Source organism: Allobosea sp. 2KB_26 (assembly GCF_052115715.1).
Classification (GTDB): domain Bacteria; phylum Pseudomonadota; class Alphaproteobacteria; order Rhizobiales; family Beijerinckiaceae; genus Allobosea.
Window position 1 is genome coordinate 1 of the sequence record NZ_JBFRHE010000040.1, and the last position, 10,613, is coordinate 10,613.

11 protein-coding genes and 2 pseudogenes are annotated in these 10,613 nt (G+C 61.4%); 7 read left to right on the top strand and 6 right to left on the bottom strand.

The features are described 5' to 3' along the window. Positions 1-476 precede the first annotated feature (476 nt). Positions 477-758 (bottom strand): hypothetical protein, encoded by a 282-nt coding sequence (locus tag AB4099_RS34705; RefSeq protein WP_441481432.1) that lies wholly within the window; start codon positions 756-758, stop codon positions 477-479. 834 nt (positions 759-1,592) lie between these two features. Here AB4099_RS34705 and AB4099_RS34710 point away from each other — a divergent pair. From AB4099_RS34710 to AB4099_RS34725, 4 genes are all read left to right on the top strand, one after another. Continuing rightward, the gene (locus AB4099_RS34710) at positions 1,593-1,907 is read left to right on the top strand and encodes an HD domain-containing protein (RefSeq protein ID WP_441481433.1); all 315 of its coding nucleotides are present in this window, start codon (positions 1,593-1,595) and stop codon (positions 1,905-1,907) included. Then, positions 1,904-2,032: a hypothetical protein gene (locus AB4099_RS34715; protein ID WP_441481434.1), complete on the top strand. Its 129-nt coding sequence runs from the start codon at positions 1,904-1,906 to the stop codon at positions 2,030-2,032. The genes AB4099_RS34710 and AB4099_RS34715 overlap by 4 nt, the downstream gene beginning before the upstream one ends. 498 nt (positions 2,033-2,530) lie before the next feature. Next, positions 2,531-2,803: a hypothetical protein gene (locus AB4099_RS34720; protein ID WP_441481435.1), complete on the top strand. Its 273-nt coding sequence runs from the start codon at positions 2,531-2,533 to the stop codon at positions 2,801-2,803. A gap of 561 nt (positions 2,804-3,364) precedes the next feature. Continuing rightward, the gene (locus AB4099_RS34725; protein WP_441481436.1) at positions 3,365-3,616 is read left to right on the top strand and encodes a LuxR C-terminal-related transcriptional regulator; all 252 of its coding nucleotides are present in this window, start codon (positions 3,365-3,367) and stop codon (positions 3,614-3,616) included. Between the two features lie 71 nt (positions 3,617-3,687). On the opposite strand, the gene AB4099_RS34730 is transcribed toward AB4099_RS34725, so the two are convergent. The 4 genes and pseudogenes from AB4099_RS34730 to AB4099_RS34745 form a co-directional block, all read right to left on the bottom strand. Further along, the gene (locus tag AB4099_RS34730; RefSeq protein ID WP_441481437.1) at positions 3,688-3,936 is read right to left on the bottom strand and encodes a hypothetical protein; all 249 of its coding nucleotides are present in this window, start codon (positions 3,934-3,936) and stop codon (positions 3,688-3,690) included. 376 nt (positions 3,937-4,312) lie between these two features. Beyond that, a pseudogene (gene ligD / locus AB4099_RS34735) lies at positions 4,313-5,273 on the bottom strand (non-homologous end-joining DNA ligase). A gap of 559 nt (positions 5,274-5,832) precedes the next feature. Then, a complete protein-coding gene (locus AB4099_RS34740) occupies positions 5,833-6,051 on the bottom strand; it encodes a hypothetical protein (RefSeq protein ID WP_441481438.1) in 219 nt (72 codons plus the stop codon). 9 nt (positions 6,052-6,060) lie between these two features. Further along, positions 6,061-6,786 (bottom strand): hypothetical protein, encoded by a 726-nt coding sequence (locus AB4099_RS34745; RefSeq protein WP_441481439.1) that lies wholly within the window; start codon positions 6,784-6,786, stop codon positions 6,061-6,063. Between the two features lie 330 nt (positions 6,787-7,116). On the opposite strand from AB4099_RS34745, the gene AB4099_RS34750 reads away from it, so the two are divergent. Then, positions 7,117-7,452: a hypothetical protein gene (locus AB4099_RS34750; protein ID WP_441481440.1), complete on the top strand. Its 336-nt coding sequence runs from the start codon at positions 7,117-7,119 to the stop codon at positions 7,450-7,452. Positions 7,453-8,724: 1,272 nt separating this feature from the next. Then, complete coding sequence (locus tag AB4099_RS34755) at positions 8,725-8,976, top strand: helix-turn-helix transcriptional regulator (RefSeq protein ID WP_441481441.1); 252 nt, start codon at positions 8,725-8,727, stop codon at positions 8,974-8,976. A 442-nt stretch (positions 8,977-9,418) separates the two neighbouring features. Here the strand turns inward: AB4099_RS34755 and AB4099_RS34760 are convergent, their stop codons facing one another. Then, positions 9,419-9,955: a CinA family protein gene (locus tag AB4099_RS34760; RefSeq protein ID WP_441481442.1), complete on the bottom strand. Its 537-nt coding sequence runs from the start codon at positions 9,953-9,955 to the stop codon at positions 9,419-9,421. Positions 9,956-10,519: 564 nt separating this feature from the next. On the opposite strand from AB4099_RS34760, the pseudogene AB4099_RS34765 reads away from it, so the two are divergent. Beyond that, positions 10,520-10,613: pseudogene (locus AB4099_RS34765) on the top strand (IS6 family transposase); the annotation flags it as partial.

Genomic DNA, 10,613 nt, shown 5'->3' on the forward strand with positions numbered 1-10,613 from the left:
TTGTTGGCCTCGAACACGTTCGGCCATTCGGTTTTGCTTTGCGCAAGGACCGGGCTGGACTTCACCGCCGCCGCGGCGAGTGCGGCCATCGCAGCAGAGCCAAGCAGATCGCGTTTCGTCAGCATCTGAACACTTCCTTCCGGTTTCGCAACTTGTGGCTCAAGCACGCATAGGTTCGCGATAACGCTACGCTGTCTCGGTGATTATCCACAATCCAGGAACTGTCGACTGCCGAGTTTGGCCACGCGGCGAGCCTGTGAATTCCACCTGCGCGTCAAAGCAGCAAATCAGACAGCGAGGCCACTCATTTTGCGCCAGCCTTTCCCCCGGCTTGCGGGCCATGCGTGCGTCTCGCACGGGGAGCCGGCCCGCCTTCGCGCAAGCGCACGCGCACGCGCCCCACGGGCGGCGTCGCATTACGTCGTCGCGACATTGGAGATTCTCGCTCCCTCGATTTTCGGAGCGGCAATGCGCGCTCAGCGAGGCGGCTGGCGCACCCCTTCGAGGATCTGGCGGATCACCCGGATATCGCCCTCGATGGTCGACAGGCGGTTATTCGCCGACTGCTCCGCAACCTCGCGCTTTGCGATCTGCGCCTCGACGATCGCGATCCGCATGTCATGGACATCGTCCTTGGCTCGCAGCTGGGCATAGGACAGGCTGACGGTCACGATCCCCGCGATCAGTGAGACGGCCGTCATTCCCATCGACAGGATGTTGCCCAGGGTGACATCGAGGCGAGGCTTCACGGCTTCCATCTGCACTGCCTCTCGCCATGCTCGTTGTGCTTGAGGATGTCTGCCTTTTCGCGATCAGACATCGCGGCAACGGCATTGGCGGTAGGCCTGAAGGGGCGCGCAGGTTGCTGCTGGAACAAACCGACCAATGCATTCGACTCGACTCTGAGTGACGTAGGAAGTTCTCTCGTTGCGTTCTGCGATGGGGAGACGAATGGCTAATTTAGCGAAGTGCCCGAAATGCGAGGCGGTCATGCGGGGCGCGATAGTCATTATCGACAGCCTGAAATTGTTGGCGGCCGGCAGCGAATGGCCGAAATCGAGGATGCGCGCCCTGGCAGCCCCGAAGCCGATGAGTGGGCGGAGCTCAACTATGCCGCCTTCTGCTGGGAGGAGGACCACATGCCGCCGCTCCTATTCGAACTTTGTGCTGCGCCGGCGGCGAGGGCCCGCTTGCAAATCCCGTTCGGAGTATGACGGTTCGCCCCACCCTCGACACAGGAAACCAAAACGCAACAGAGCGCCCGGGAACCGTAGCGGCCCCAACTCATTTTAATTCCTGACCTCAGTGCTGGCCGCTGGGAGAGCAGCTATGCGAACGCCGACCGAACGTGTCGTAGAACGCTCCAAGTACGACCCCGGCGAGCCGGGATGGGTTATCGAGACGGTCGTTGCATGGAGAGATGGCGTTGTCCCCGTCTACGTCCTTCCGTCATGGGAGGATCGCGGGTTTGATGAACTTTCAGGCCCATTCGAAACCAAAGAAGAAGCTGAAGACGCTCTGGCCAGGGCCTCATTGTGACCGGGCAAAGAGGGCGTCTCCATCTCTGACGATAAGCGGGAGAGATGTAGAAAATGAGCACGCTCGCACGCGCCATTGAGATCGCCGCGAAAGCGCACGATGGCCAGAGGGACAAAGCGGGGGAACCGTATATCGCACACCCAATGAGGTTGATGGCGCGATTTCTCGCGTCCGGTCAGGAACAGAATGCGATCATCGCGGCGCTTCATGATGTTGTCGAAGACTCTGATTGGACGATCGAAGATCTGCGCCGAGAGGGTTTCACCGAGAATGTCGTGTCGGCGGTCGACGCACTCACTCGACGCGATGGTGAAGAGTACATCACTTTCGTCGTCGGGCCGGCCGCCATCCACAAGGCCGGTCCGTGAAGGAAGCCGACCTGTTGGACAATATGGACGAGGTGCGACTGTCGAAAGTGCGTGATCGTGACCGCCTGATGCGGAAATATGCCGCCGGCCTTCGTGCGCTCAACGAAATGCCACTTATCCCCTGATGCGTCTCAAATCAGCGCGCGGCGCCGGTCAAACGCAGGCCATTAGTGGCCATCGCGGGCACGATTTCGCTGCTGGGCGAGTCGCCGGACGCTCCAGCGATCAAAGTCCGTATCACACTTGTTCGCGTCGCCGACTGACCGTCGCACCGCGACACCAATCAGCCGAAGGCCGTAATTGATGGCGTCGAACCTGGCGGCAAAGGAGCACGGGAATGTGCCATGCCGAAGCACTGGTTCACCCCACCCATTGTCGTTCGAGCCGACCGGCCCGAAGTGACCTATTCTGTCACACACGTCGAGCGAGCCGCCGAGTTCTTGCTCGCCTGGAGAGCGATAGGTGCAGGTCCGAAGTGGCAGGACGCAGTGCGCGCCTGCACGGCAGTGCTCAACGGCGCCGGGACCGTTGATTCCATGCACGGGCTGATTGGTTGAGTTTTCCACTGTACGCGCGCCTACTGACGAGCCGTCTTCTCTCAGCCTCGTCAGGGTGAGGAGCCAATGTTCACCGGGAAAGGTGTGTTGGTCGACAAGGCTGGAATGCGCTTGATGGTGGCCTACGAGTATGTCGCCATCGGACAATGCGGACGCGCCGGCCGCCTCTACAGTCTACCCATCGGAACAGGCCCGCTGATTTTTGAGGAGACCTTCGATTTGGAATGCGAGGACGGCGTTGCGATGATCGTCGTCGTCACGCAAGTCTCGAAGCGCCGATGGGTGTTTTTTGGCCGGGAACCGGGCAAGCAGACCCCGCGTGCCTACTTGTTCAACTGACATCCCTATTTCTGTTCCGCCTCTTCCCGAATCCGCGGTGACGCAAAACGGCCAGCCAGCTCTTCAGACGGGTGCCGCGCCGCCGTCCAGCCTGTCGTCTGGCCTGGAACCGCGCCGGAAGACCTTGGGGCATGGAGCGTTGCCCAGGTCCTGCACTTCGAAGGAGCGGTGTTGGCACCGGCAAAGGAACACGCCACTCGGCTCCAGAGTTTGAATTTTACGTGAGTCCATTGGGGGGCTGACGAGAACAGGACAGGTCATGAAATGAAACCAACGCACGGTCGCTTCAGACCTGCTCGACCGCCTCGGATGCGGCTATCTCGTGGTTGAGGGCCACCGGATCATCGAGGCAAACACCGCCGCCAGCCTGATCCTTGGATGCAAGCGCGATTCAGGCCTGGATCTTCACCATCTCACGAGTGCGTTCCGCCGCCTGATCGAACGGGCCCCGCACCGTCCAAAGCTTGGACCGTTGAGCTGGATCGTCATCTGGAACGAGAACGATGCGCCGTTCATCCTGAATCAGGTTCTGACGCCATACCCGCCGGCATCAACGTAGTCGTGCTGGTCGACCTCTACGCTCGCCTGCAGCCAAATCCGTTCATGCTTCGGCGTCTGTTCGGCCTCACCGCGGCCGAGACCCGCCTTGCTCTTCAATTGGCCCGCGGTGATAAGCCCGCCGATGTCGCCCGAAAGTCCGAGGTGAGCCGCCATACCATTCGCAGCCATCTCGCCGCGGTGTTCAGCAAAACCAATACCAGGCGTCAGGCGGAGCTGGTGACGTTGCTTACTCGGCTGGCGCTCCTGCCTTGAGCGTGCCCCGGCCGCCATTCGGCCCGCCGTTCCGGGGGGGCAGCGGGCCCCCCGGGGCGGCGCGGGCACGCTCAGTGCAGGCCGGGCAAAGCAGCCCTCGCCATGTCTTTCTCCACGGCGATGAAAGCGTGCGCGAAGTCCTCGGTCGGGAACCGGATCAACAGGGCGGTGTCACCGATATGGAGTGGCACCACCTCATAGGGGATTTCCCACTCGCTCAGCCAATCCTCCATTGCCTGGAGCCGAGACAGAAATCGCGGCGCGGTCAGTGGCATGACAACGTGATAAATCCACGTGTTTGAGCCATGGCTTTTGTCCATCCCGCCAGATCCGAAGCGATATGAAGGCCCCGCCGCTTCGCAACGGCAGGGCCCCAGGCTGTGAGGGTTGCAGCCGTGGAGTTGTCAATCGCCCAACGCCCTCACGACACTAAAACGGAAACTGGCCCAGGGGGTTCCTAAGGACGGAGCAAGAAACAAAAAAGCCTCCGGCGTCGTCCCGCTGCGGGCCAAGTACAAGGGCAAAGAGCGTCGCGGTGCGGGGATTGCAGACGGGCTCTGACCCGGTGGGGGCGCCGCCTGCGGGCAAGCGCCGGGGGCTTGCCATTCCGGGAGCCGGAAAACCTCGCTCGATCGCTTGACGATCCGTCCCACCTTTGACATTCCGTCTCAAGATGTTCCGCGCTTCGTGCCGGCGCTACTCGTCATCAAGTCGAAGAACGTTGTCAGCATCCGCTTCTTCCCGAAGCCCTTTGTACGAGGCGTGACGCAACTTACCATCCGCGGTCCAGGCCCGGAATTCGATCTCAGCCACCAGTGACGGCGTGACCCAGCGGGTCCCCTTTCTCGTCAATTTCAGCGCGGGCCTATCGATCAGGAGCGCGTCGAGCTGCTTGCGCAGCGCGGCCGCAGAGCGATCCGTGAACCCCGTCCCCACGCCGCCGACATAGGTCAGCCGGTTGTTCTTCCAGGCCGCGAGCAGCGATACCGCCCGCCGCCGACGACGACGGCTCATAGCCGATGATGAAAAATCCTTCCGACTGGATGCACTTGATCTTGAGCCATTCGCCGCCCCGGCCGGATCGATAGGGCGCATCGCGCCGCTTCGCGATGATGCCCTCGAGGCCCATCTTGCAGGCGAGCGCCAGGAAGGCATCCCCATCCGCGTCCACCTCTTGGCTCAGATTGATCCCGGGCCCGGCGCCGCTGATCTTGACGAGCCATTCCCGGCGCTCATCCAGGCTGTTGCCCCGAAAGTCGACCCCATTGAGGTAGAGAAGATCGAACGCATACATCACCGCGAGGTCGGCTCTGCGCTTGCCGCCCCGCCCACCAAGCGCGTTCTGGAGAGCGGTGAAATCGGGAGCGCCGCGCTCGTCCAGCACAACCGCTTCCCCATCAAGGATAGCGCTCTCGACCGGCAGTGTCTTTGCTGCGTCGACGATGGTTGGGAAGCGATCGGTCCACTCGTGGCCGCCGCGTGTGATGGCGCGGACTCGCCCATCGGGCGCAATGTGAATCGCCAGCCGGTAGCCATCCCATTCTACCTCGAAGGCCCATCGTTCGCCGCGTGGAGGCTTTGTGGCGAGCATCGCCAGGCATGGCTCTATGCGTTCCGGCATTGAGGCGGAGAAGAAGCTTGCCTGCCGACGATCTATCGCCGGCGAGGTGACGGGTCCTCGCTGGACAGCCGACCCCGGGCCTGAACGCAAAACGCGACGCGCGCACACAACAGCTACTCCACCACGCGCACGCAACGCCGCCTCGGTCGGAAACGTTCCGATGCACAAATTTGTGGAGGAGAAAGCCCGCCGGGCGGCGGCTGCGACGGGGCGCGCAGCGCAAACGCCCTGCCCATTGCACCATTACGCGGGAGAGAACCGATTGCGGTACGGGTCTGTTCGCCGGCCGTCACAGCCATCTGACCCGACGAGCGATTTCGCGAACGCAGCATGATCAGCTCCCAGCGACCCGCCAGCCCCCTGTCATCGCCGGGCCCGGCCATTGATCGTGTCATTGCCGCCCAGCCCGAGGATGTATCATTCCCCTGGTGCCGTTCAGCGGAGGCCGAGTGGACCATGAACAAGACCTTGTGCGGCCATTTACGCGGTGTCGGATTCTTCACCCGCGCGGGTATCGGCCTTGCCCGTGCGAATGCCCACGCTTCACAAAAGTTCGAGAGCGCATGATCACCAGCGTAACGTTTTCGGCGTCGGTTTATGCCGGTTTTCGGTGTTTGCGAGGCGCCGAGGACCGGCGCCTCGAGCGGGAATGATGACTGTCTCGCTCGCCGCCGCCGCCCGAAACCGTACTGCGCCGCCGGAGGTCGGATTGGGACGGCGGCTTCTTGATTTCCAACGGAGCCTTGGCATTTTCGTGCGCCGAGCCCGGCCCGCCTTGCCGAATACTGGAGGGCGTCTTGGTCGAGGTGGACATCGCTTCCTCCTATCGATCCTGCTGGTAACCTTGGTTGGTTGTGTTCTGCCGAATATTGGCGTGCCGACCGGTCTTGTCGGAGCCTTCCTGGGACCGCTCCTTCGCCTGGTTGACCGGCTCGGTGGCGTTGCCGCCGGGGCCCTTGTCGCTGCGGTTTTCAGGGGGTACGGGTAAAGTCTTGGTGGTCATGTCGAAACTCCTCGCAAACGACGCACTCCCTTCAGGATACGACTCCGGAAAGATCAGACCGGCTGGGGTGCGGCCCTCATCGAAGCGTGTGCGGCCCTGTTCTTCCCGATCGATCGGGCGGCCGCTTTTCATGATGGCATCCGCGATCGCCGCAAGCCTGCCTAAGGTCTGAACGGCGACAAGCGTCTCGCCCCGCCTGACGGTTTGGGCAACGATGTCGGCTTCGCGATCCTCCAGCCCGGCACGCGTCAGCGAACCAATCAAGGTCCCTGCCGCGGCCCCACTGACGTCGCCCAGAGCGGTGCCCGCAATCAGCCAGCCTGCCGCAAGCACTGGGCCCACGCCAGGGATTGGTAAAGCAATCAAGGCGCCGAGCAACCCCGCTCCGCCTCCGATCGCGTCCCCGGTCTCGGCGCCTTTCTCGATCGCGTCATGCGGGCCGATAATACTGATCTGGTCGGCATCCAGGTCCGCAGCCTCCAGTCCCCTCACGACGGAAGCAGCCTGGTCGTGGCTGGGATAGGATTTGATGAGAGTGGCTGCCATGAATCGCTCCTTCGCTGGACCGTATTCATGACGAACCCGCGTTCCCCGGGGCTTGTTCCACTCCGCTTCAGCTACGCCCCGCGGCCTGCCGACGATCTATCGCCGGCGAGATGAGGGCCCCTCGCTGGACAACCGAGCCTGAGCCCGAACGCAGAAAACGACGCGCGCACACAACTGCTTACTCCGAGGCTCGACCTGAACACTGAGGGGACGGGAATCGTTCCGGCCGCAGCACTCGCCCCTTCCGAGGAAGTGCAAAAATTAACATTCGATAAGGATTCGCCAAAAGCAGGGTCATATCATTCCCCTCTGAAAACAGGGGTTGCGGTGATGTCGACCTCCAGCAGCGTAGTGTTTTTGCCCTGGTTTGGACCGGCTGATTATATCTGCCTTCGCCAGATGAAAGAGGGCGATTATCTACCGCCCACATATCAAGACTGGCTGACGCGGGCAGTAGCCCAGGCGATGGATCTGCTGGCCAGCGGTTGTTCGGCTCAGATCGTCAACCTGAAAATTGAAGACTACTTCGATTGGCTACACCAGCATTGCCTGCCCGATACGGCAGAGGCGCGGGCCCAATATCTCTCACATGTCGCCCACGAGGTCGGCTGTGAAGTGGAAAATATGTGCTGGCCGTGGCCGGTAAGGCCCAATGCAGCAGCGTAACGCTGAATGATCGAAGCGGAACGGGTGAACATCGCAAAATGATGCTGTCGGAAAATCTCAATTTCACCGTGACGAAGCTGAAGAAGATGATCATCAGTGGCGACGCCGGCGAGGGCGCGGTGGTTTTCCTCGAAACAGATACAGAGACTACACTTGAATTTCTGATAGGTCCGATGTCTTGGCCGCTTTAGAGGAGGTTCTCGTCAAAGCCGCCGCCGTTCACGCGAAGCATAACCCCGTTCAGTGAGCTCCTGATCCGTGCCGAGCGCTGAGACGCTGTCCGCCTATTGTTCGGCAAGTCGGCAAAACCTTTGAGATGCCTTCTAGCTCAGCGGAGATAAAGGCGCGGGCGAATCGTTCGCTCGGGAACCGGACCACCAACCCCGAATCATCGGCCCGATTGGGAACGACTTCATAGGGAATCTCCTACTCGTTCAGCCATCGGTCCATTCGCTCGAGTCGAGACAAAAAGTGGTGCCCCTCCAATGGAACCAGGACGTGATAGATCCAGCTCGCCTTCCCCTGCGCCCGGCTCACTAAAATGCCACGAGGTGAAACGTCGATCATTCGTCCCCCAATTAACAGTCGTTACCGGGGCATCCGCAGCTATCCTACTCCCGCCAAGAATCGACTAGGGCGTGTTGCCAGATTTGAGTTCAGCGGGCGACGATACAGATGATCGCAGACCGCCGAGCCTCGCGCATTAACATTGTTAAATGTCTTCGCGCTGCCCGGTCCGCACTGTCGTCGCGAGCCGGAAGCCCGCACGCCTAGTCCATCGCGCCGGCAAGTCCGCCCAAACGGATGATGGTCGATGATTGAGAAACCTTTTCGCGGCTCTCACGTTGCAAGCCATCGGTCGCCAGCGCTCCCCGACCGAGGGAAGAGAGGTTTGATCTATGATCTCTGATCCGACACTTAGGAAAGCGACTGCTGTTCAGCAGGACGAACGATCCGACACGCGCGACAGCCAATCTCGCAGCGCCCTGGCTCTGAGCATGCTCGACCGCGTGGGTTGCGGCTATATCTTCCTCAAGGACCGCCGAACGATCGTCGAGGCTAACGCCACGGGCCGGCTTATCCTTGGCCGCGAGCCGCGCTCGGTGCATGATCTCGACCAGCTAACCTGCGCCTTCAGGCGATTGCTGGCGCGCGCGCCGAACCGCCCGGGCACTTGGCCCACTAGCCTGGATCGTAATCTGGAATCAATACGACTCCCCTTTCGTTCTCAATCAGTCCACCGGCGACGTGCCAGACGGCACGAGCGTGGTCATGCTGCTCGATCTTGATGCACATCTCGAGCCCAGTCCCTTCATGCTTCGGCGCATGTTTGGACTGACCATGGCCGAGACTCGCCTTGCGCTGAAAATGGCGCGGGGCGAGGTGCCGTTGGATGTTGCCCGCAGCTCGCACCTCAGCCGATCCACCGTTCGCTCGCAACTCTCCGCCCTCTTCGCTAAAACCCAGACGAAGCGCCAAGCGGAACTAGTCACATTGCTGACCCGGATCGCCGTCTTGCCGTGAGGACCGCCAGGCTCCTCGCTCGGGAAAAGTACTCCGCGCGCCCGCCTAAACGCAAAAAGCCCCCCTTTCGGAGCGACGGGCCCAGTTCAGGGAGGAAAGCCTGGAGGCAGCCGGTTCCACCGGTCAGGCGATCTGCGGCGGTCAGCCACTCGAATTCAGAGGCGATGGGAACGTTGGCCGCCGTCGCGACAGCGCCGCACCCCGCGGATTACTCCATCGCAGACGGCCATGCCGCCGGGCGCAGGCTAAAGGCCCGCTGCCCCTTTCGGAGCAGCGGGGTCGAACGGAGCAAGGGGACCTCCAAAGAATTTCAGTCCGAGATCCGGCACGGGAAAACCAGCACACCAATGGCCGCTTTACGGCGGCGACTGTCCCGATCTCGGCACCAAGGCCTGGGTGGATTGCTCGCAGAGGGCCAAGGGAAGCGCTGGTGTCTGCGATTTTAGTGTTTCGGCTCAGCGATCAGATCGAGGGCAGTAAGCAACGCTGACTGAAGCGCGGCGTGCAGTAGAACATCTGGGCTCGATTTGCCGAACTCACAGTGGCGGTGCTTCACCGTTCCATCGGCCATGACGGCGGCTACGTGGACGCGTCCAATAGGGTTGCCGTCTTCATCAGGCTCAACCCCGGTCACGCCCGTCAGAGCGATGGCCAAGTCAGCACCGCTGCGCTCAATGGCATTCACGGCCATCGCGCGAGCAATCGCTTCAGAAACCGCGCCAAATTCCGCAAGCAATTCCGGGTTGATCCCCAGCAGTCGCTCTTTCGCGAACTTGCGATAGACGACAAATCCACCGGTAAGCGAGTTCGCGGCGCCCTGCACGGAAGACAGAAGCTGCGCCAGCGAGCCTGCAGAGCAGGATTCAGCTGTAACGACCGTTTGGCCTCGGGCAGAGAGCTGCGAAATGAGAAGCTCAGCCAGAGCAGATGCGGGCGGAACTGACGAAGTTGGAAGTTCGTGCAAGATGTCCAGTGACATTTCGATGCCTCGCCTCAATCGGCCCGTGCGATGGCTGTTATCGTACTCCGAAAAGCGCGTCGTACTCCGAAAAGCGCGCCGTCCTTAGCCGCCAATGCCAACCGGCTGGAGAAGAACAGCACCCACCCCGAAAAACACTCGAATCCAGTTCCAGACCCGGAGGGTGCGATATTCCGGCTTAAGGTTCTCGGCACAGGTTTTTCCCGAGCGTTGATCCGCAACCAGAGCTCGTAAGCGATTTTCTGTCCGTCGCGCAGCTCTCGCAATCCCGCACGCCCTAAGGCGCTGATATGAACGAGCAACCCTGAGCCCAAAAAAGGGCCCGCGGCTTACTCCTAAAGCGGACCCAGTCAGGGGCATGAGCAGTCTGGCGGAGGAACGCGCATGGAAATGCAGGGTTCCGCAAAAACGTAAAAAGGGCCACACGCTTTCGAGCGGCCAGCCAACGCGATCGGCCGGAACAATCGAAAACGCCTACGCGTTTTTGGGGCGCGGTTGTCCGTGCCCCGAGCGGCGTTGTCACGTTAACTCCGGCATGGCGGCAAGCCGTGTAGGTGGGCGTGCATGACCCTGCCGACCATCAGCTACAAGCGCCATCGGTTCCCTCCGGCGATCATCGCGCATGCGGTGTGGCTGTATTTTCGCTTTCCCTTGAGCC

Bases quoted from the DNA above. Each gene is read 5' to 3' on its own strand.
- AB4099_RS34705 (WP_441481432.1), bottom strand. From the start codon at position 758: ATGGAAGCCGTGAAGCCTCGCCTCGATGTCACCCTGGGCAACATCCTG.
- AB4099_RS34710 (WP_441481433.1), top strand. From the start codon at position 1,593: ATGAGCACGCTCGCACGCGCCATTGAGATCGCCGCGAAAGCGCACGAT.
- AB4099_RS34720 (WP_441481435.1), top strand. From the start codon at position 2,531: ATGTTCACCGGGAAAGGTGTGTTGGTCGACAAGGCTGGAATGCGCTTG.
- AB4099_RS34730 (WP_441481437.1), bottom strand. From the start codon at position 3,936: ATGGACAAAAGCCATGGCTCAAACACGTGGATTTATCACGTTGTCATG.
- AB4099_RS34740 (WP_441481438.1), bottom strand. From the start codon at position 6,051: ATGTCCACCTCGACCAAGACGCCCTCCAGTATTCGGCAAGGCGGGCCG.
- AB4099_RS34745 (WP_441481439.1), bottom strand. From the start codon at position 6,786: ATGGCAGCCACTCTCATCAAATCCTATCCCAGCCACGACCAGGCTGCT.
- AB4099_RS34750 (WP_441481440.1), top strand. From the start codon at position 7,117: ATGTCGACCTCCAGCAGCGTAGTGTTTTTGCCCTGGTTTGGACCGGCT.
- AB4099_RS34755 (WP_441481441.1), top strand. From the start codon at position 8,725: ATGCTGCTCGATCTTGATGCACATCTCGAGCCCAGTCCCTTCATGCTT.
- AB4099_RS34760 (WP_441481442.1), bottom strand. From the start codon at position 9,955: ATGTCACTGGACATCTTGCACGAACTTCCAACTTCGTCAGTTCCGCCC.